The organism is Variovorax sp. VRV01, assembly GCF_014852545.1.
Taxonomy (GTDB): domain Bacteria; phylum Pseudomonadota; class Gammaproteobacteria; order Burkholderiales; family Burkholderiaceae_C; genus Variovorax; species Variovorax beijingensis_A.
Genome location: NZ_JACVBS010000024.1, coordinates 1 through 20,149, shown reverse-complemented (window position 1 = coordinate 20,149; position 20,149 = coordinate 1). Strand labels below are relative to the sequence as shown.

Annotated in this window: 19 protein-coding genes; 8 read left to right on the top strand and 11 right to left on the bottom strand. The window is 69.4% G+C overall.

The window, feature by feature from the left end:
* Positions 1–14: 14 nt before the first annotated feature.
* The gene (locus tag IB278_RS29540; protein ID WP_145739816.1) at positions 15–569 is read right to left on the bottom strand and encodes a hypothetical protein; all 555 of its coding nucleotides are present in this window, start codon (positions 567–569) and stop codon (positions 15–17) included.
* A gap of 146 nt (positions 570–715) precedes the next feature.
* A complete protein-coding gene (locus IB278_RS29535; protein WP_192327430.1) occupies positions 716–2,383 on the bottom strand; it encodes a WS/DGAT/MGAT family O-acyltransferase in 1,668 nt (555 codons plus the stop codon).
* A 158-nt stretch (positions 2,384–2,541) separates the two neighbouring features.
* On the opposite strand from IB278_RS29535, the gene IB278_RS29530 reads away from it, so the two are divergent.
* On the top strand, positions 2,542–4,635 hold the full coding sequence (locus tag IB278_RS29530; protein WP_192327427.1) for a prolyl oligopeptidase family serine peptidase: 2,094 nt from the start codon (positions 2,542–2,544) through the stop codon (positions 4,633–4,635).
* A complete protein-coding gene (gene rocF, locus IB278_RS29525) occupies positions 4,632–5,555 on the top strand; it encodes an arginase (RefSeq protein WP_192327424.1) in 924 nt (307 codons plus the stop codon). The genes IB278_RS29530 and rocF overlap by 4 nt, the downstream gene beginning before the upstream one ends.
* Before the next feature lie 6 nt (positions 5,556–5,561).
* Here the strand turns inward: rocF and IB278_RS29520 are convergent, their stop codons facing one another.
* From IB278_RS29520 to IB278_RS29505, 4 genes are all read right to left on the bottom strand, one after another.
* On the bottom strand, positions 5,562–6,590 hold the full coding sequence (locus IB278_RS29520; protein WP_192327421.1) for an FUSC family protein: 1,029 nt from the start codon (positions 6,588–6,590) through the stop codon (positions 5,562–5,564).
* Between the two features lie 155 nt (positions 6,591–6,745).
* On the bottom strand, positions 6,746–7,441 hold the full coding sequence (locus tag IB278_RS29515; RefSeq protein ID WP_374710869.1) for a DUF2242 domain-containing protein: 696 nt from the start codon (positions 7,439–7,441) through the stop codon (positions 6,746–6,748).
* An 89-nt stretch (positions 7,442–7,530) separates the two neighbouring features.
* Complete coding sequence (locus IB278_RS29510; RefSeq protein ID WP_192327415.1) at positions 7,531–8,187, bottom strand: nucleoside/nucleotide kinase family protein; 657 nt, start codon at positions 8,185–8,187, stop codon at positions 7,531–7,533.
* Between the two features lie 119 nt (positions 8,188–8,306).
* Complete coding sequence (locus IB278_RS29505; RefSeq protein ID WP_192327412.1) at positions 8,307–9,578, bottom strand: Glu/Leu/Phe/Val family dehydrogenase; 1,272 nt, start codon at positions 9,576–9,578, stop codon at positions 8,307–8,309.
* A 202-nt stretch (positions 9,579–9,780) separates the two neighbouring features.
* Here IB278_RS29505 and IB278_RS29500 point away from each other — a divergent pair, with 202 nt between their 5' ends.
* On the top strand, positions 9,781–10,242 hold the full coding sequence (locus IB278_RS29500; RefSeq protein WP_192327408.1) for a hypothetical protein: 462 nt from the start codon (positions 9,781–9,783) through the stop codon (positions 10,240–10,242).
* A 15-nt stretch (positions 10,243–10,257) separates the two neighbouring features.
* On the opposite strand, the gene IB278_RS29495 is transcribed toward IB278_RS29500, so the two are convergent.
* Positions 10,258–13,242 (bottom strand): L-glutamate gamma-semialdehyde dehydrogenase, encoded by a 2,985-nt coding sequence (locus tag IB278_RS29495; protein ID WP_192327405.1) that lies wholly within the window; start codon positions 13,240–13,242, stop codon positions 10,258–10,260.
* 88 nt (positions 13,243–13,330) lie between these two features.
* Between IB278_RS29495 and IB278_RS29490 the strand changes: the two genes are divergently transcribed.
* Positions 13,331–13,804, top strand: a complete 474-nt coding sequence (locus IB278_RS29490; RefSeq protein ID WP_145739796.1) for an Lrp/AsnC ligand binding domain-containing protein — start codon at positions 13,331–13,333, stop codon at positions 13,802–13,804.
* On the opposite strand, the gene IB278_RS29485 is transcribed toward IB278_RS29490, so the two are convergent.
* On the bottom strand, positions 13,801–14,487 hold the full coding sequence (locus tag IB278_RS29485) for a YggS family pyridoxal phosphate-dependent enzyme (RefSeq protein ID WP_145739794.1): 687 nt from the start codon (positions 14,485–14,487) through the stop codon (positions 13,801–13,803). The genes IB278_RS29490 and IB278_RS29485 overlap by 4 nt on opposite strands.
* Before the next feature lie 51 nt (positions 14,488–14,538).
* Between IB278_RS29485 and IB278_RS29480 the strand changes: the two genes are divergently transcribed.
* The 3 genes from IB278_RS29480 to IB278_RS29470 all read left to right on the top strand — a co-directional run bounded on the left by IB278_RS29480 (position 14,539) and on the right by IB278_RS29470 (position 17,812).
* Positions 14,539–15,582, top strand: a complete 1,044-nt coding sequence (locus IB278_RS29480) for a type IV pilus twitching motility protein PilT (RefSeq protein WP_021012685.1) — start codon at positions 14,539–14,541, stop codon at positions 15,580–15,582.
* 25 nt (positions 15,583–15,607) lie between these two features.
* Positions 15,608–16,744, top strand: a complete 1,137-nt coding sequence (locus tag IB278_RS29475; protein ID WP_021012686.1) for a PilT/PilU family type 4a pilus ATPase — start codon at positions 15,608–15,610, stop codon at positions 16,742–16,744.
* Positions 16,745–16,903: 159 nt separating this feature from the next.
* Positions 16,904–17,812: an NAD(P)-dependent oxidoreductase gene (locus IB278_RS29470; protein ID WP_192327402.1), complete on the top strand. Its 909-nt coding sequence runs from the start codon at positions 16,904–16,906 to the stop codon at positions 17,810–17,812.
* A 49-nt stretch (positions 17,813–17,861) separates the two neighbouring features.
* Here IB278_RS29470 and IB278_RS29465 read toward each other — a convergent pair whose 3' ends face one another.
* From IB278_RS29465 to IB278_RS29455, 3 genes are all read right to left on the bottom strand, one after another.
* Positions 17,862–18,620 (bottom strand): BON domain-containing protein, encoded by a 759-nt coding sequence (locus IB278_RS29465; protein WP_145739788.1) that lies wholly within the window; start codon positions 18,618–18,620, stop codon positions 17,862–17,864.
* Positions 18,617–19,261, bottom strand: a complete 645-nt coding sequence (locus IB278_RS29460) for an SIS domain-containing protein (protein ID WP_145739786.1) — start codon at positions 19,259–19,261, stop codon at positions 18,617–18,619. The genes IB278_RS29465 and IB278_RS29460 overlap by 4 nt, the downstream gene beginning before the upstream one ends.
* A 75-nt stretch (positions 19,262–19,336) precedes the next feature.
* On the bottom strand, positions 19,337–19,708 hold the full coding sequence (locus tag IB278_RS29455; RefSeq protein WP_145739784.1) for a YraN family protein: 372 nt from the start codon (positions 19,706–19,708) through the stop codon (positions 19,337–19,339).
* A 44-nt stretch (positions 19,709–19,752) separates the two neighbouring features.
* Between IB278_RS29455 and IB278_RS29450 the strand changes: the two genes are divergently transcribed.
* On the top strand, positions 19,753–20,149 hold a 397-nt coding region (locus IB278_RS29450; RefSeq protein WP_263864277.1), incomplete at its 3' end, for an SAM-dependent methyltransferase.

Below are 20,149 nucleotides of genomic sequence, written 5' to 3'. Positions count from 1 at the left end.
TTGTTACTCCAGGGTCAGGCCGCCTTGCGGGCGGCGGTGCGGCGAACCGGCTTCTTGGCGGCGGCGGCCTTGGCCTTCACGCTGCGCACGGGTCTGGCTTCTTCGGTGCCGCTCACGCGCACTTCGATCTGCTTGGCACCGGCAGCCACCTTGTCGGCGATCTGCACCGACACGTTGGCGATCGGCTGGTTCAGCGCATTCAGCGTCTTGACCACCGAGCTGACGACCGGCGATTCGACGCGCGCCACGCGGCCGGCCACGGTTTCGATGCCGCTCGCGGTGCCCGCCGCGACGCGGTCCATCACCGAGACGATGCGGCCGGTGTCGATGTCCAGGCGCCTGGCCAGGAAACCGTTGATCTTTTCCTGCGCGCCGATCAGGTTGGCCTTGACCTGTTCGCTCACCAGCGGAATCTGGCGGCTGCCCAGGAACTCGCTGTAGCGCGAAGCAGCGCCGCCGAGCAGGCGATGAACGCCGGCGCGGTAGGCACCCACCAGGGTCTTGCCGGCGTCGTTGTACTGGCCGATGACGTGGATGGCGGCGGAAGAGAAGGAAGCTTGCGTGGTCATGTGGATGTCCTGGAAGTTGATCGAATAACGGGATTCACGGGAATCGCGATGAAGTGATCTTCTTCCAGAGTGCCTAGGCCTGGAAAGCTAGAACGGTCGGAAAACTAGTCCAACTGCCCCAATTCTCCGGCCCTCGCGCCTGCCGATCATGCCGCAGCGGCCGCCCTGGCGCGCTTGGCGGGCGCCGCGGGCTTGCGCGGTGCCGCCTTGGGAGCGGCGGCCTTGGCCGGCGCTTTCCTGGCGGTGGTCTTGGCGGCCGGTGCCTTGGCGGCGGGGGCTTTTGCTGCCGGCGGCTTCTTCGCGGCGGCCTTTTTTGCAACCGGCCTGGGCGCCGCCTTCACGGCGGGGGCGGGCTCGGGAGCCGCCGCTGCCTTCGCGGGCGCCGCGCCCGTCGCCGGGTGCGTCTGCGTCAGGCCCAGCAGCAGCTGGTGCTCGGCCAGCATGTAGTCGCCGATCTCGGTGATGTCGGGCACGGCCCGGCGGCAGGCGATGAGGCCGTAGTCCATGCGCCCGTTGTAGCTCTGCACCGTGACGTTGAGGGCGGTGCCGTGGCTGGCGATCGACACCGGGTAGTAGCTGGTGACCAGCGCGCCCGCAAAGTACATCGGGAACGGCGCGCCCGCCACGTTGGAAATGGCCACGTTGGCGGCCGGCGGCAGCAGGTTCACCAGGCCCGAGCGGCCCACCATCGAGGCGATGCCCGACACCAGCCAGGGCGCGGCAAAGGTCGGGAAGTCGTCGAGGATCACCGCCTTGAAGCGGTTCATGGTCGACTTCGAGCTGTTCGACGATGCGTTGATGGCCTTCAGCCGCTGCACCGGGTCGGTGATGTCGGTGGCCAGGCTCACGAGGATCATGCTGGCCTGGTTGTTGGCCGTGTCGTCGCCGGCTTCGCGCAGGCTCACGGGCACGCCGGCCACCAGCGGCTTGGCCGGCAGCTCGTTGTTGTCGGCCAGGTAGTGGCGCAGCGCGCCGGCCACCGTGGCCATCACCACGTCGTTGAGCGACACGCCGAAGTGCTTGGCGATGTGCTTGGTCTCGGCCAGCGAGATGGTGCGGCCCGCGAAGGTGCGCTGGTTGGTGATCGACACGTTCAGCGAGGTGCGCGGCGCAAACAGGTTGAACTTCTTCGGCGCGGTGGCGGCGTCCTTCTCGGCCGCCTTTTCGTCCGGCCTGGCCAGGCCGCCGAGCGCCCGCGCAATGGCCGGCGCCATCTTGAAGAGCTTCACGTACTGCTGCGCCGTGTTGCGCAGCGCCGCGGTCGCGAGCTCGGCCATGCCCAGCTGGTAGCCGCTGCTGCGCGGACGCGCGCGCGGCGGCTTGACCACGCGGCCCGTGGGCTCGAGGTCGAAGATGGCCTTGCCGAGCGCCACGCCGGCCTGCCCGTCGATGCCCGCGTGGTGCACCTTGGTGTAGAGCGCCACCTGGCCGCTCTTCAGGCCGTCGATGATGAAGAACTCCCACATCGGCCGGCTGCGGTCGAGCAAGGTGGAATGCAGGCGCGCCACGTACTGCTGCAGCTGCCGGTTGGTGCCGGGCCTGGGCAGCGTGATGTGGCGCACGTGGTAGTCGAGGTCGATGTCGTCGTCGGCCACCCACACCGGGTTGGTCATGTCGAAGGGCATCAGCGCGAGCTTGCGCGTGAACACGTCGGCCAGGTGGATGCGGCTGGCCATGAACTGCTTGGCGTCTTCGTAGAAGTCGCCCTTGTAGCCCTTGGGCAGGTCGAGCACGTTGAGCGAGCCGACGTGCATCGGCATCTCGGGGGTTTCCAGGTGCAGGAAGGTGGCATCAAGACCGCTCAGGTGCTTCATGTGTCGTGTCTCCTTGTGTTCGCCAGGCGCCGTCCGTCCGGCAGGATACCCGTGGGAGCCCCGCGCATCGAGGCCAAACAGCCGAACGCGGGTTTGTCACTAGAGCGGTGCGCGGCGCGCTATGAATTCAATAGCTTTGGCCGACCCTGCCGGCAGGCATGCCTTTCTTCACGGCGGATTCGTACACTGCGCCCATGACATCCACCGCTTCCACGCAGACCGACGAGCACCAGTGGCTCGAAGACATCGACGGCGCCGAACAGCTCGCATGGGCCCGCCAACACAACGCGAAGACCGTGCAGCGCTACGCGCAATCGCCCGCCTTCGAGCGCATGGAGCAGGGCATCCTCGAAGTGCTCGACTCCGAGGCCCGCATTCCGATGGTGCGCAAGATCGGCCCGCTCTTCTACAACTTCTGGCGCGACAAGAAGAACCCCAAGGGCCTGTGGCGGCGCACCACGCTGGCCGAATACCGCAAGCCCCAGCCCGACTGGGAAACCGTGCTCGACCTCGACGCGCTGGCCGAGGCCGACAAGGAAAACTGGGTCTGGCACGGCGCCCAGTGCCTGCAGCCCGGCTACAAGCGCTGCCTGGTCTCGCTCTCGCGCGGCGGCGCCGACGCGAACGTGGTGCGCGAGTTCGACCTCGAACTCAAGCAGTTCGTCGCCAGCGGCTTCACGCTGCCCGAGGCCAAGAGCAACGTGGCGTGGAAAGACATCGACCATCTCTACGTGGCCACCGATTTCGGCCCCGGCTCGATGACCAGTTCGAGCTACCCGCGCATCGTGAAGGAATGGAAGCGCGGCACGGCGCTGGAAAGCGCGGCGACGGTCTACGAGGGCGGCGCGGACGACATGACGGTCAGCGCCTGGCGCGACAACACGCCGGGCTTCGAACGCGACTTCGTCTCGCGCCAGATGGACTTCTACGACAGCGAGACCTGGCTGCGCACGAGCGACGGCCGGCTGGTGAAGATCGACGTGCCCGACGATGCCAGCACCGAGGTCACGCGCGAGTGGATGCTGGTCGAGCCGCGCAGCCCCTGGACCGTGGGCGGCGCCACCTACAGGCCGGGCTCGCTGCTGGCGGCGCGCTTCGACGACTACATGGCTGGCCAGCGCGAGATCACCGTGCTGTTCGAGCCCGACGACACCACCGCGCTCGACGACCATTCGTGGACCCGCCACCACCTGATCCTCAACGTGATGCACGACGTGGTGAACCGGCTCGAGGTGCTCACGCCGCAGGCCGGCTCGAAGGAATGGAAGCGCGAGAGCCTGGGCGGCGCGCCCGAGCTCTCGACCATCGCGGCCGGCGGTGTCGACGAAGACGAGAGCGACGACTACTTCCTGACCGTGAGCGGCTTCCTGCAGCCGACCACGCTCTACGTCGGCACCATCGGCCGGGGCGAGCCCGAGCCTCTGAAGGACAGCCCCGCCTTCTTCGACGCCTCGCGCTATCGCGTGAGCCAGCATTTCGCCACCTCGAAGGACGGCACGCGCGTGCCCTACTTCGAGATCGCGCCCAAGGACCTGCAGGCCGACGGCAGGAACCCCACGCTGCAGTACGCCTACGGCGGCTTCGAGATCTCGCTGCAGCCGAGCTACAGCGGCACCATCGGCCGCGCATGGCTCGAACGGGGCGGCGTCTACGTGGTCGCCAACATCCGCGGCGGCGGCGAGTACGGGCCGCGCTGGCACCAGGCCGCGCTGCAGCACGACCGCCTGCGCACCTGCGAGGACTTCGCCGCGGTGTCGGAGCACCTCATCGCGCGCAACATCACCTCGCCGCGGCACCTGGGCGCCATGGGCGGCAGCAACGGCGGGCTGCTGATGGGCAACATGCTCACGCTCTACCCCCGGCTCTATGGCGCCATCGTGAGCGAGGTGGCGCTGCTCGACATGAAGCGCTACACCCACCTGTCGGCCGGCGCCTCGTGGATCGCCGAATACGGCGACCCCGACCAGCCGGAAGAATGGGCCTGGATCCAGGCCTTCTCGCCCTACGAGAACGCGAAGCCCGGCCAGCCCTATCCGCCGGCGCTCTTCACCACGTCGACGCGCGACGACCGCGTGGGCCCGGTGCATGCGCGCAAGATGCATGCGAAGCTGGCCGCCATGGGCTACGACAGCAGCTTCTACGAGAACATGGAAGGCGGCCACAGCGCAGCCACCGACAACAAGGAGGCGGCCTTCATGGACGCCCTGGGCTACGCCTACCTGTGGGAGCACATCGGACGGACATCGACATGAGCAACGACCATGGCACCACCCTCGAACTGATCGGCGCGCCCACCGACGTCGGCGCCAGCGTGCGCGGCGCCGGCATGGGCCCCGATGCGCTGCGCGTGGCCGGGCTGCCGGAGGCGCTCGCGCGGCAGGGCTTCGCCGTGATCGACCGCGGCAACCTCGCGGGCCCCGCCACCCCATGGACCGCGCCGGCCAACGGCCTGCGCCACCTCGACGAGGTGATTGCCTGGAACCGCTCCGTCTATGCCGCCGTCGACACCGCCCTGGGCACCGGCCACGTGCCGCTCATGATGGGCGGCGACCATTGCCTGGCGATCGGCTCGATCAGCGCCGTGGCCTGGCATGCGCGCAAGCGGGCCAAGAAACTGCGCGTGCTGTGGCTCGACGCGCACTCCGACGTCAACACCGAAAGCACCAGCCCGAGCGGCAACCTGCACGGCATGCCCGTGTCCTGCCTGCTGGGCCACGGGCCGGCGGCGCTCACCGGCTGGAGCGGCGAACGCGCGGCGCTGGAGCACGACGCCATCCGCTTCATCGGCATCCGCAGCGTCGACGAGGACGAGAAGGACGCCATCCGCACGCTTGGCCTGCACGTGTTCGACATGCGCCACATCGACGAGCACGGCATGCGCACCACCATGACCGAGGCGCTGCAGGACGTGGACGAGGACACCCACCTGCACGTGAGCTTCGACCTCGACTGCCTCGACCCCGGCATCGCGCCCGGCGTGGGCACCGGCGTGCGCGGCGGCCCGACCTACCGGGAGATGCAGCTGTGCATGGAAATGGTCGCCGACACACGCCGCCTCGGCTCGGTCGACGTGGTGGAGCTCAACCCCGCGCTCGACGTGCGCAACCAGACTGCCGAAGTGGCGGTGGAACTGATCGAGAGCCTGTTCGGAAAGTCGACGCTGGTGCGCTGAGCGGCTTCAGGCCGCGGCCGCCACGCAGCGCTGCATGCGCTGCAGGTCTTCGAGCAGCAGGCACGCCGGCGCCGCCAGCAGCAAGGCAGGCGAGGTGCCCGGCGCCTCATGCCGCCGTGCGACCTGCGCAAGCTTGGCAAGATCGGGCGTGCCCTGGCCTTCGAGCGTATCGGCCATGGCGGCGAGTGCGGCGGCGGCGGCCCGGGCGGTGTCCTGCCATGCGGGATCGCCGGACGGCGCGCGGCGCAGCATGCGTTCGAGCATGGCGGCATCCTGGAAGATCCGCGCCGCGAGCCGCGCCTTGCTGCGGCAGGACTGCGCCGCCGGCACGGCAGCACCGCGGCGCCACCAGCGGGCTTCCAGGTCGGCACTGCCCGCGAGCACCGCCAGCCGCGCGAGCGCCGCGCGCGCCGCAGCGTTGGCGCGCTCGGCCTCGGACTCGGCAGGCAGCCCGGCAGCGCCGCCGCTGCCCAGCGCGGCCAGGCGCCTGGCCATGCCGCGCAGCAATGCGGCACAACCCGCATCGAAGCGCGGACCCGCGCGGTATTCCGACGCGATGACGGAAACCGCGAGCGCCACGCCCACGCCGACGCCGATCTGCACCATGCGCAGCAGCGCCACCTGGAGCGGCGAGTGGCCGGGAATGGCGCTGGCCGAGAGGATGATCAGCGCGGCCACGGGCGCACTGCGCAAGCCCGGCAATGCGGCGCCGGCAAAAGCCAGCAGCGTGACGGTGGCCAGCGTGGTCGCGAGCACCGGCGCGCCCAGGTGCTGCAGGTAGACCCCCGCGAGTCCGCAGAGCGCGCCAGCGGCCGTGCCGCGCACGCGCTCCCATCCGGCATCGAGCGTGGCGCCGGCGCTCGGCCGCATGACGATCAGCACGCTCATCACGGCCCAGAAGCTTTCGGGCAGCCGCATCGCCACGGCCACCCCCCAGGCCAGCGCCACCGCGGCCGCGAGCTGCGCGCCCGCGCGCCAGCGGCCCTCGCGCCAGAAGCCGCCGATGCGCTGCAGGGCCGGCGCCATCGGCATCATCGCGGCCGTGCCTCGCCCGGCGAAGGCTCGCCGATGGCGCGGGCCAAGGCGGCCTCGCGCGAGGCACACTGCGCCGCGTCGGGGGAATCGATTTTGGAAGCCATGCCAGATCATAAGACACGTCTTACGATTTGGCGATCCGCCAGCGCGGCGGCTCAACCCGGGTTCGGCACCGGCTTCACGGGAAAGGTGAGGGCTGGCGCCGCGGGCGCCGGTGGCGCAGAGGGTCGTGGCATTTCAGGCGCCACGCTCGGCACATCGGGCTCTTCGCCGCCTTGGCCTTCGAGGAAGCGGTCGAGCAGCGCGAAGAAGCGGTCGTAGAACAGCTCGTCGGTGAGCGTTTCGCTGGCCACCTTGACCATCGCGTCGTCGCTGCCGGCAAAGGGCAGCGAGAGCGAACCGAAGGCGCCCACGCCCACGCTGGCCGAGCTGTTGACCTTCTTGATGCCGTAGCGGTCCTGCAGCGCGGTCGCGAAGGCCACGGTGCTGCGCTTGCCGGCCTTGCCGCCCTCGCGCGCGCACACCACGCGGAACTCGACCTCCACATGCACCTCGGACGCCGGCTGGAAGCTCTTGCGCCCCGTCACCAGGTCGGCGTTGGCCGCGCTGATCATGTAGCCCTGGCTCAGCAGCGCGCGGCGAGCGGCCTCGCAGGTCTGGGCTTCGGTGGCGGCGTAGGTGCGCGTGTGGGTGGTGGTGGAGTCGAACTCCTCGGTCTCGTACGACACGCGGCGCGTGCCATTGCTGCCGCAGCCGGCAAGCACCAGCAGGGACGCGAGGCCGAGGACCAGGAGAGGCGTACGGAGGACGGAAAAGGCGGGAGAAAAGGCGAAGGAGGAAGGACGGGGCATGGTCATGGAGCGGCGAATCCTAACCGGCGTGTGCGCCGGCGAAGCTTCGAGCATGCCCGGGCGCCGGTGTTCCCCGCCGCCGCGAATTTTCAGGACCAGCGCAGCAGGTGGTGCGCGCGCCCGCGGGTGGCGGCAATCAGGCGTGCGTTGGGCGCATCGGTGGCGTCCACCCAGTCGCGCGCGGCCTCGGCGCTGCGGCCGAATTGCTGGTGGCGCTTCAGCAGGCGCTCTTCGCGCACGGCGTCGTCGATGTCGACGTACCAGGCCTCGTCGAGCATGGCCGCCGCGCCGGCCCACGGGCCGGCGTCGTGCAGCAGGTAGTTGCCTTCGGTGATGACCAATTGGGTCTGCGGCAGCACCGCGATCGCGCCGGCGATGGGCTCCTCGATCTCGCGGCGGAATTCGGGCGCATAGACGATCGGGTCGTCCGGCCCCTGCGTGCGCAGCCGCCGCAGCAGCGCCACATAGCCGGCGCTGTCGAAGGTGTCCGGGGCGCCCTTGCGGCCCGCGCGTCCGAGCCGTTGCAGCTCGACGTTGGCCAGGTGGAAGCCGTCCATCGGCACGACCTGCGCGCGCCCGGCACCCACGGCCCGCAGCAGCGCCAGCGCGAGCGTGGACTTGCCCGCGCCGGGCGCACCGACCAGCCCCAGCAGCTTGCGCCGCCCGTCGGCCATCAGCGCCTGCAGGCGGGCAAGGGCGTCGGCGGGAAGAGCAGGAAGGTCACTTGGCGAAAGAGCAGCTGTCATGCCGCCAAGGGTATCAAAGGCCCGTTCCAGGAACACCGCGGAACCGGCTTTGCCGGACCGCAGGTGTTGCCCCCTTGAGGGGAAGGCGGCTACACGAAGTGAGCCGCTTCGGGGGAGGGTCAGGGATACAAACCGCGTTCCTGGCGGGCCATCAGGATGCGCTCGCAGGCCACCGCATACGTCGCGGTGCGCAGCGTGATCTTGTGCCTGTCGGCCGTGTCCCAGATCTGGTTGAGCGCCTTCATCATGATGCGGTCGAGGCGCACGTTGATTTCGTCCTCGTCCCAGAAGAAGGACGAGAAGTCCTGCACCCATTCGAAGTACGAGACCGTCACGCCGCCGGCGTTGCAGATCACGTCGGGCACCACCAGCACGCCGCGCTCGGCCAGGATGTCGTCGGCCGTGGGCACCGTGGGGCCATTGGCGCCTTCGAGCACCAGCTTGGCACTGGTCTTCTGCGCGCGCTCGGCGGTGATCTGGCCTTCGAGCGCGGCGGGAATCAGGATGTCGCAGGCCACCTCCCAGAAGGCTTCGTTGGGCACCACGTCGCCGCCCTTGAAGGCGACGACGCCTTCCTTGTTGGCCACCGGGATCAGCGTCGCGAGGTCGAGGCCGTTGGTGTTGACGATGGTGCCGGTGTGGTCCTGCACCGCGACGATCCTGGCGCCCGCTTCGGCAAAGAGCTCGGCCGCGACCGAGCCCACGTTGCCGAAGCCCTGCACCGCGATGCGCGCGCCGCGCAGGTCCATGCCGAGGCGGCGCGCCGCTTCGCGGCCGGTGACGAACACGCCGCGGCCGGTGGCCTTGACGCGGCCCAGCGAGCCGCCCAGGTGCAGCGGCTTGCCCGTGACCACGCCGGTGGCGGTGCCGCCGACGTTCATCGAGTAGGTGTCCATCATCCACGCCATGATCTGCGCGTTGGTGTTGACGTCGGGCGCGGGAATGTCGGTGTGCGGGCCGATGATGATGCCGATCTCGCTGGTGTAGCGGCGCGTGACCTTCTCGAGCTCCTGCAGCGAGAGCTTCTTCGGATCGACGCGGATGCCGCCCTTGGCGCCGCCGTACGGCAGGTTGACGGCGGCCGTCTTGATGGTCATCCAGGCCGACAGCGCCATCACTTCTTCGAGCGTGACGTCGGGGTGGAAGCGCACGCCGCCCTTGCCCGGGCCGCGGCTCATGTTGTGCTGCACGCGGTAGCCCTCGAAGTGGGCGATGGTGCCGTCGTCCATTTCGATCGGCACGTCCACGATCAGCGCGCGCTTGGGGCGCTTGAGCGTCTCGACCCAGCGGGCCAGCGGGCCGAGGTACGGCACCACGCGGTCGACCTGCGAGAGGTAGGTGCCCCAGGGGCTGTTGGCGGTCGGATTGACGAAGGAGAGCTTTTCACTCATGGGAGATCCCTTGGTTGGAATGGATGGCCGCAACGATAGACCTCTCGCGCCCGCCGCGCCATGTCTTATGCGCGCCGCGATGACGGTTATGCAAGAGAGGTTTGGCCGAACATGACAAAACGGTCATCGCCGGGTCATCGGCACTCGAACTGCGGTTTCTAGAGTGGGGGGCCACCAACCACCGATCGAAAGGACCCATTCCATGACCCGCTCCTGCACCCGCCTCCTGGCCGCCGCCGCCGTCTCGTCGCTGCTGGGCCTGGCCTCCGCGCCGAGCCTGGCCGGCAACTATGCGGAGGGCGATCCGCGGCCCGTGCCGTTCAGCTCGTCCACCACGCGCGCCGCCGTCTCGGCCGACGCCCGGCAGTGGCTCGCGGGCGCGCCCGCGCAAGGCTATGCCGAAGGCTCGCCGCAGCCCGAGCCGCGCGTGTCGGCAAACAGCCGCGCGGCCGTGGCCGCGGACACGCAGCTCTGGATCCGCTCCGGCCTGGCCGCGCGGCAGTACGGCGAAGCGGGCGCCGATCCGTCGAGCCCCGCCTACCGGCAGGCCGCCGCCGAATATGCGCGGCTGCGCACCAGCCCGGCCTACGGCGCGCTGATCGACGAGTTCAACAGCCGGTCATCGTCCGCACGCGCCGAAGAGGACGGCAATCCCCTGCGCTGAGGACGAACGGCGGCCTCAGGCCACCGCGCTCAGCAGCGCCGCGTTGCCGCCGGCCGCCGTGGTATTGACCGTGACCGTCTGCTCGGCACAGAAGCGGTACAGGTAGTGCGGCCCGCCGGCCTTGGGCCCGGTGCCGCTCAGACCCTCGCCGCCGAAGGGCTGCACGCCGACCACCGCGCCGATGATGTTGCGGTTCACGTAGATGTTGCCCACGTGCGCACGCGCCGCGAGCGCCTGCGCGCGAGAGTCGATGCGCGTCTGGATGCCGAGCGTGAGGCCGTAGCCGAGCGCGTTGATGCGATCGATCACCTCGGCGGGATCGCTCAGCTCGCCCGTGCCCCAGCGCGCGATCTGCAGCACCGGCCCGAAGATCTCGCTGGTCACGCTGTCGATGGAGGGCACCTCGTAGGCCTGCGGCGCGATCATGTTGCCTTCGGCTGAAGAAGAAGAAGAAGAAGAAGCCGGCGCGAGCAGGCGCTTCGCTTCCGAATCCAGGCGCTTCAGATGGCGCCGGATGTTGTCGGCCGCCTCGGCGTCGATCACCGGCCCCACGTCGGTCGAAAGTAGCGCCGGGTCGCCGGCGGCCAGTTCCCCGGCCGCGCCGCGGATCATCTCGATCACCGCGTCGGCGATGCCGTCGTGCAGCACCAGGAGCCGCAGCGCCGAGCAGCGCTGGCCGGCCGAGCGGAACGCGCTCTGCACCACGGCATCGACCACCTGCTCGGGCAGCGCGCTCGAATCGACCAGCATCGCGTTGATGCCGCCGGTCTCTGCGATCAGCGGCACGATCGGGCCCTCCTTGGCGGCGAGCGCGCGGTGGATGATGCGCGCCACCTGGGTCGAGCCGGTGAACACCACGCCCGCCACGCCCGGCGCCGCCACCAGCGCGGCGCCCACCGTTTCACCCGGGCCGTGCAGCAGCTGCAGCGCATCGGCCGGCACGCCGGCTGCGTGCAGCAGCTTCACGGCTTCGAGCGCGATGGCCGGCGTCTGTTCGGCCGGCTTGGCCAGCACCGTGTTGCCGGTGGCCAGCGCGGCCGCCACCTGCCCCGTGAAGATCGCAAGCGGAAAATTCCACGGGCTGATGCACACCCAGGGGCCGCGCGCCGTGAGCCGCAGTTCGTTGCTCTCGCCCGTGGGGCCGGGCAGCGCCACCGGCTGCATGATGCGTTCGGCCTCGTCGGCGTAGTAGCGCAGGAAGTCGACGGCTTCGCGCACTTCGGCCACCGCGTCGCCCCAGGTCTTGAAGGCCTCCTTGACCAGCAGCGCGCAGAAGCGCGGCAGCTCGCGCTGCAGCGCGTCGGCGGCCTGGCGCAGCATGGCGGCGCGCGTCTCGACCGGCGTCTTGCGCCAGCAGCGGAAAGCGACGGCACTGGCGGCAACGGCCTTGGGCGCGCTCGCAACATCGAACAGTTCGACAGCAGGCACCGCGGTGGTCTCCAGCGCCGCCAGCAGCGGCGCGCGCATCGGCTCGACGGCAAGGTCCACGCCTTCGCTGTTGCGCCGCGCGGGCGCCGGGCCGAAGAGCGCGGGCGGCAGCGGCAAGGCGGGGTTCGATGGCTCCAGCCAGAGCGGCGACATCAGCAGCTCGGCGATGTCCACATGCTCGTCGCCGAGCTGGTTCACGAAGGACGAATTGGCGCCGTTTTCGAGCAGGCGCCGCACGAGGTAGGCGAGCAGGTCCTTGTGCTGGCCCACCGGCGCATATACGCGTACCGGCGCTGTGGTGCTCTTCATCACCTCGCGGTAGACGCCCTCGCCCATGCCATGCAGGCGCTGCAGCTCGAAAGGCGCCTGGGCGGCCTCGGCCATCTGCAGGATGGCCGCGATGGTGCCCGCGTTGTGGGTGGCGAACTGCGGATAGACCGCATCGGGCGCCGACAGCAGCGCACGCGCGCAGGCCAGGTAGCTGACGTCGCTGTGGTGCTTGTGCGTGAAGACCGGGTAGTGCGGCAGGCCGAGCTCCTGGGCCCGCTTGATCTCGGCGTCCCAGTAGGCGCCCTTCACGAGCCGGCACATCAGCCGCAGCTTGTGGCGGCGCGCCACCGCCGTGACATGCGCGATGAGCTCGAGCGCGCGCGTCTGGTAGGCCTGCAGCGCCAGGCCGAAGCCGCGCCATTGCGGCCGCTCGGCGGCCACGCGCGCGGCCAGGGCCTCGAACACGTCGAGCGAGAGCTCGAGCCGGTCGACCTCTTCCGCATCGATGGTGAGGTTGAGATTGGCATCGGCTGCGAGCTCGCACAGCCGCCACACGCGCGGCACCAGCTCGCGCAGCACGCGCTCGCGCTGTGCGTCTTCATAGCGCGGATGCAGCGCGCTGAGCTTGATGGAGATGCCGTCGTTGTGCTCGGGCCCGCGCGCCGCATCGGCACCGGCCGCAATGGCGCCGATGGCCTGCGTGTAGCTGTCGAGGTAGCGCAGCGCATCGGCGTCGGTGCGCGCGCCCTCGCCGAGCATGTCGTAGCTGAAGCGCAGGGCGCCCTGCTTCCGATGCGCCGAGCGGGCTTCGTCCATGGCTTCGGCGATGGTCTGGCCCAGCACGAACTGGCGCCCCAGCAGCTGCACCGCGCGCAGCGTGGCGGCCACCACCGTGCGCGCGCCGAGCTTGGCCATGAGGCCGGGCGGGTGGTCGCCTTCGGGCAGGAATTTCTTCGACATCGCGATCGCGGCGGACGACAGCCGCGACAGCGTGGAATCGGCCGTGCCCTCGAAATCGGCCCGGCCCAGCTGGTCGGCCGTGAGCGCGATGGCCGTGGCGGCGTCGGGCACGCGCAGCAGCGCCTCGGCCAGGCGCATCAGCGCAAGGCCCTCGGCGCTGGAGATCGGGTACTCGCGCAGCAGGCTTTCCATGGCCCAGAACGGCGGCGGATGGCGGCGCACCGCCTCCACCCAGGGCGTGGCGGCGGCGGCGGCGGCGCTCCAGTCGAGCGCGCCTTCGAGCGAGGCGAGCCGGTGCGAGACGACATCGGCCTCGGGACGGTAAGGGATGGGCAGGTGCATGGCAGTTCCTTGGTTCTATCCCCTATGGTCTTTGGATATAGACCGAATCTTTTGCCAAAAAATATGGACTCGACCGGATAATTCACCAATGCTCGACTTGGACCTGGATCGCATCGATCTCCGGCTGCTGAAGATTCTTCAGGAAGACGGCCGCATCACCAACCTCAAGCTGGCCGAGATGGTGGCGCTATCACCCACCGCCGTGCTGGCGCGGGTGCAGCGGCTCACGCGCGACGGTTTCATCCAGGGCTACGAGGCGCGGCTCGATCCGCACAAGCTCGGGCGCGGGCTCACGGTGTTCGTCGAGATCCTGCTCGACCGCACCACGCCCAACGTGTTCGAACAGTTCAAGGCGGCCGTGCAGGTGCGCGACGAGATCATGGAATGCCACATGGTCGCGGGCGGCTTCGACTACCTGCTCAAGACCCGCATGGCCGACATGGCGGCCTACCGCGAGTTCGCCGGCACGGTGCTGTGGCAACTGCCGGGCGTGCGGGAGACGCGGACCTACGCGGTGATGGAAGAAATCAAGAGCAGCGCGCGGCTGCCGCTGGGCATCTAGCGGCGGCCGAAGATCGCGGTGCCGATGCGCACCATCGTGCTGCCGGCGCTGACGGCCGCCTCGAGGTCCGCGCTCATGCCCAGCGAGAGCGTATCGAGTTCGATGCCGGCGGCGCGGATCGCGTCGTACACGGCGCGGGCGCGCAGGCACAGTTCGCGCTGCGCCGCGAAATCCGGCACCGGTTCGGGAATGGCCATGAGCCCGCGCAGCCGCAGATGTGGCAACGCCGCCACAGCGCGCGCGAGCGGCAGCGCCTCTTCCGGAGGCACGCCGGACTTGTTGGCGCCGCCGTCCACGTTGACCTGCAGGCACACCTGGAGCGGCGGCAGATGCGCCGGCCGCTGCGCCGAAAGACGCTCGGCGATCTTGAGCCGGTCGATGCCGTGCACCCAGTCGAAATGCTCGGCCACGGGCCGCGTCTTGTTGCTCTGCAGAGGGCCGATGCAGTGCCATTCGAGTTCCGCGCGCAGCTCCGACAGCGCGGCGATCTTGTCCAGCCCCTCCTGCACATAGTTCTCGCCGAAGGCCCGCTGACCCGCCGCATACGCCTCGCGCACGGCCTCCGGACCGAAGGTCTTGGACACCGCCAGCAGCCGGACTTCGGCCGGGTTGCGCCCATGCTCGGCGCAGGCCTTTGCGATCCGGTCCTTTACTTGCTGGAGGTCGTCGCCAATCATCGTCATAATCTTCCAAAATCGTATCAAAACGTCACCGAACTCGAGCCGAGGAGCCCCGTGGACATTACCCAACTGCTGGCATTCAGCGTCAAGAACAAAGCCTCCGACCTGCATCTGTCGGCCGGCCTGCCGCCGATGATCCGCGTCCACGGCGACGTGCGGCGCATCAACGTCGATGCGCTCGACCACAAGTCGGTGCACGCCATGGTGTACGACATCATGAGCGACACGCACCGCAAGCACTATGAAGAGTTCCTGGAGGTCGACTTCTCGTTCGAGATCGACGGCCTCGCGCGCTTCCGAGTGAATGCGTTCAACCAGGCGCGCGGCGCGGCCGCGGTGTTCCGGACCATTCCCTCGAAGATCCTGACGCTGGAGCAGCTCAATGCGCCCAAGATTTTCGCGGAACTGGCGCTCAAGCCGCGCGGGCTGGTGCTGGTGACCGGGCCCACCGGTTCGGGCAAGTCGACCACGCTGGCCGCGATGGTCAACTACCTCAACGAAAACGAGTACGGCCACATCCTCACGGTGGAGGACCCCATCGAATTCGTGCATGAATCCAAGAAGTGCCTGATCAACCAGCGCGAGGTCGGGCCGATGACGCTGTCGTTCTCCAACGCGCTGCGCTCGGCGCTGCGCGAAGACCCGGACGCCATCCTGGTGGGCGAGCTGCGCGACCTGGAAACCATCCGCCTGGCCATGACCGCGGCCGAAACGGGCCACCTGGTGTTCGGCACGCTGCACACCTCGTCGGCCGCCAAGACCATCGACCGGATCATCGACGTGTTCCCGGGCGAGGAAAAGGAAATGATCCGCGCCATGCTGTCGGAGTCGCTGCAGGCCGTGATCTCGCAGACGCTGTGCAAGACCAAGGACGGCCAGGGCCGCGTGGCGGCGCACGAGATCATGCTGGGCACGCCGGCCATCCGCAACCTGATCCGCGAGGCCAAGGTGGCGCAGATGTACTCGGCCATCCAGACCGGCCAGGGCTCGGGCATGCAGACGCTGGACCAGAACCTGACCGACCTCGTTCGCCGCAATGCCATTTCGGCCGCCGAGGCGCGCGGCAAGGCCAAGATCCCCGAGAATTTCCCAGGCTGATCCCAGCCCTTCGGAGTACCGACACATGGAACGCGATCAAGCCAGCCAGTTCATCAACGACCTGCTCAAGCTCATGGTGAGCCGCAACGGCAGCGACTTGTTCATCACCGCCGACTTTCCGCCCGCGATCAAGGTCGACGGCAAGGTCACCAAGGTGTCGCAGCAGGCGCTGGGCGCGCAGCACACGCTGGCGCTCACGCGCTCGGTCATGAACGACCGCCAGACGGCCGAGTTCGAGCGCACCAAGGAATGCAACTTCGCGATCTCGCCCACCGGCATCGGCCGCTTCCGCGTGAACGCCTTCGTGCAGCAGGGCAAGGTCGGCATGGTGCTGCGGACCATCCCCGCCAAGCTGCCGACCATCGACGGCCTGGGCATGCCGCAGGTGCTCAAGGACGTGTCGATGACCAAGCGCGGCCTCACCATCCTGGTGGGCGCCACGGGCTCGGGCAAGTCGACCACGCTGGCAGCCATGATCGACTGGCGCAACGAGAACTCCTACGGCCACATCGTGACGGTGGAAGACCCGGTCGAATTCGTGCACCCGCACAAGAACTGCGTGGTCACGCAGCGCGAAGTGGGCATCGACACCGACAGCTGGGAAGCCGCGCTCAAGAACACGCTGCGCCAGGCGCCCGACGTGATCCTGATGGGCGAAATCCGCGACCGCGAGACCATGGAGCACGCCGTGGCCTTTGCCGAGACCGGCCACCTGTGCATGGCCACGCTGCACGCCAACAGCGCCAACCAGGCGCTGGACCGGATCATCAACTTCTTCCCCGAGGAGCGCCGCGCCCAGCTCCTGATGGACCTGTCGCTGAACCTGCGCTCGCTGATCTCGCAGCGCCTGGTGCCCACCGAGGACGGCCAGGGCCGCGTGGCGGCGGTGGAAGTGCTGCTGAACACGCCGCTCATCTCCGACCTGATCTTCAAGGGCGAGGTGGGCGAGATCAAGGAGATCATGCGCAAGAGCCGCAACCTCGGCATGCAGACCTTCGACCAGGCGCTGTTCGACCTGTTCGAGAGCCACTCGATCACCTTCGAGGACGCCATCCGCAACGCCGACTCGGCCAACGACCTGCGGCTGCAGATCAAGCTCAACAGCCAGCGCGCGCGCAGCACCGACCTGTCGGCCGGCACCGAGCATTTCGCGATCGTATAGACGCCCCCCGAAGCGCCTTCGGCGCCTCCCCCCACTGGGGGGCGCACCCGGCGGCCCGGCAAAGCCGGTTCCGCGGGTGCACTGGAACGAGATGCTTGCGGTTCATGCGTCGCCATGTGCACGTGACGCGGGCGCCGCAATGGCTTTAAGCTCTCGCCCATGAGCAGCATCAACCCCCGAACCTACGAATCCACACCCGCCCAGACGGTGGCCTTCCTGGGCCTTGGCGTCATGGGCGGCCCGATGGCCGGGCACCTGGCCAAGGCCGGCCACAAGGTCACGGTCTACAACCGCACACCGGCCAAGGCCGAGGCCTGGGTCGCCGAATTCGGCGCGCCCGGCCGCCATGCCGCCACCCCGCGCGAAGCGGCCGCGGGCGCCGACATCGTCTTCAGCTGCGTGGGCAACGACGACGACCTGCGCGCCGTGGTGCTGGGCCCGAACGGCGCCTTCGCCGGCATGAAGAAGGGCAGCGTGCTCGTCGACCACACCACCGCTTCGGCCGACGTGGCGCGCGAGCTGTCGAATGCGGCGGCCTCGGCCGGGCTGCAGTTCATCGACGCACCGGTGTCCGGCGGCCAGGCCGGCGCGCAGAATGGCGCGCTCACCGTGATGTGCGGCGGCGACAAGGCGAGCTTCGAGCGCGTCAAGCCGGTGATGGACGCCTTCGCGCGCGCCGTCACGCTGCTGGGCGCGAGCGGCGCCGGCCAGCTGGCAAAAATGGTGAACCAGATCGCCATCGCGGGCCTGGTGCAGGGCCTCTCCGAAGCCATTGCCTTCGGCCAGCGCGCCGGCCTCGACATGAAGCTGGTGCTCGAGGTGATCGGCAAGGGCGCCGCCCAGAGCTGGCAGATGGACAACCGCGGCAAGACCATGATCGACGGCAAGTTCGACTACGGCTTTGCCGTCGACTGGATGCGCAAGGACCTGGGCCTGGTGCTCGACGAGGCCAAGCGCAACGGCGCACGCCTGCCCGTGACGGCGCTGGTCGACCAGTTCTATGCCGACGTGCAGCAGGCCGGCGGCCGGCGCTGGGACACGTCGAGCCTGATCATCCGGCTCAAGTAAAAAAAGAAAAAGCCCGCGCAAGCGGGCTTTGTTTTTTTGCCGTAGCGGATCAGCGCACCGGCGTGGTCGTCGCGCCGCCGGGCTGGGCCGGCGGCAGCGGCTCCATCGGCGGCAGCGGCACGCGCGACGATGAAGAAGATCCGGGCGCCGAAGACGGTGCCGGCGGCGGCGATCCGGTGCCGCCGCGCTGCGCCTGGCTGGCCAGCTCGGCCTCGCTCACCACCTCGACCACGCGCACCACCTTCTGCACGCCCGAGATGCCGCGTGCGATTTCGGTCGCGCGGTCGGTCTCGCGGCGCGTCGCGATGCCCATCAGGTAGACCACGCCGCGCTCGGTCACCACCTTGAACGAATTGGCGAAGATGTCCTTGGCGTCGAGCAGCGAGGCCTTGACCTTGCCGCTGATGAACAGGTCGTTGGAGCGTTCCTGGAAAGTGCTGGACTGGCCGACGGTGAGCTCGTTGACCACCGAGCGCACGTTGTCCACGCGCTGCACCACGTCCTCGACGCGGCGGCGGTCGGCATCGCTGCCCACGGCGCCGGTCAGCAGCACCTGGCGGTTGTAGCTGGTGACGCTCACGTACATGTTGTCGTTGGCGATCTCGCGCACGCGGGCGGCCGCGCGCAGCTCGATGCCCTGGTCGTCGAGCTGGGCGCCGGAGCTGCGGCGGTCGGTCGCCACCATGCCCACGCCCACCGCCGCGGCCCCTCCGACCACGAGCGGCACGCAGGCCGAAAGCCCGGCAACCAGAACGGTTCCCGAGGCAAGTGCAATGGCGAAGCGCTGGAACGGTGTCGTTGTCGTCATGTGGAAGCTTCCTGTTCTCCGAGTAGCTGGGCATCCACGCCGTCGCACAGGCAGTGCAGTGCGAGCAGGTGGACTTCGTGGATACGCGCCGCACGTTCGTGCGACACGCCGATCTGGACATCCGTTTCGCGCAGCGCGCGGCCGATGGCGCCGCCGGTGCCGCTGCTGCCCGCGCCGGGCGATGCCGGCTGGCCGGCACTGGCGTTGCCCAGCAGCGCGACCACCGTCATGTCGCGCTCGTGCGCGGCCAGCACCGCGGCCAGCACGGCCGCCGACTGCCCGCTGGCGCTGAGCGCCAGCAGCACGTCGCCGGCCTGGCCGAGCGCGCGCACCTGGCGGGCGAAGCGGTCGGCATCGACGGCGGCGGCGCTGTCGGCCGCCGGGTCGTTGGGGTCGCCGGGCAGCGCGATGGCGCCCAGCTCGGGGCGCTCGCGCTCGAAGCGGCCGACGAAGTGCGCCGCGAACTGCGCCGCCAGCAGGCCCGAGACGCCCGCACCGCAGGCCAGCACCTTGCCGCCGCTGGTCACGCACGCAAGGATCGCCTGCATGGCCTGCGAAATGGGTTTGCTGAGGATGGGGCCGGCCTGGTACTTGAGGTCGGCGCTGTCGATGAAGTGTTGCTGAATCCGTTGCTCGAGCATGGGGCGCGATGATACCGGGGGGCGTTGAAACAAGACGTTTGCGTTCGATGTGGGAGTGGAGCGCGCGGCGCGGCTTCAGTTCCCGCCCGCGTCGAACGCGCCCTGCAGCCAGGTGATGCGCTCCTCGACCAGCACCACGTCGAAACGGCACGGCGGCAGCGTGCGCAGGCCGTTCAGGTAGTGGCGCGCCGCGAACACGATGCGCCGCTGCTTGAGCCCCGTGATGCTGCCGCCGGCGCCGCCGTGCGTGCCCGTGCTGCGCTGGCGCACTTCCACGAACACCAGCGTGGCGTCGCGCGGATCGCGCATGATCAGGTCGATCTCGCCGCCGCCGCGCCCGGGCGTTCGATAATTGCGCGCTACCAGCGCCAGGCCGGCGCATTGGAGATGGTCGAGCGCGGCGTCTTCCGCCGCATCGCCGCGATGCTTGGTCGTGATGGTCTTCATGCTGGCTCCCTGCCGGCTTCTTTTTGTTCCTACGGAGAAACCCCTTGGCTTCACTAGTACCCGCTGCCTTCGGCGCCGCCCTCGCAGCCGCGCGCGACGCCGCGGGTGGGCAGCATTATCCGCAGGGTACGCTGTATGTGGTGGCCACACCCATCGGCAACCTGGCCGACATCACGCTGCGCGCGCTGCACGTGCTGCAGCTGGTCGACGCCGTCGCCTGCGAGGACACGCGCCACACGCAGAGCCTGCTGCGCGCCTACGGCATCGACCGGCCGAATGCCCAGCTGCTGGCCGTGCACCAGCACAACGAGGCCGAGGCCGCGCAGGCCGTGGCCGCGCGGCTCGCGCAGGGCGAGCGCATCGCCTACGTGAGCGACGCCGGCACGCCGGGCGTGAGCGACCCGGGCGCGCGGCTGGTCGCGGCCGTGCGCGCTGCCGGCC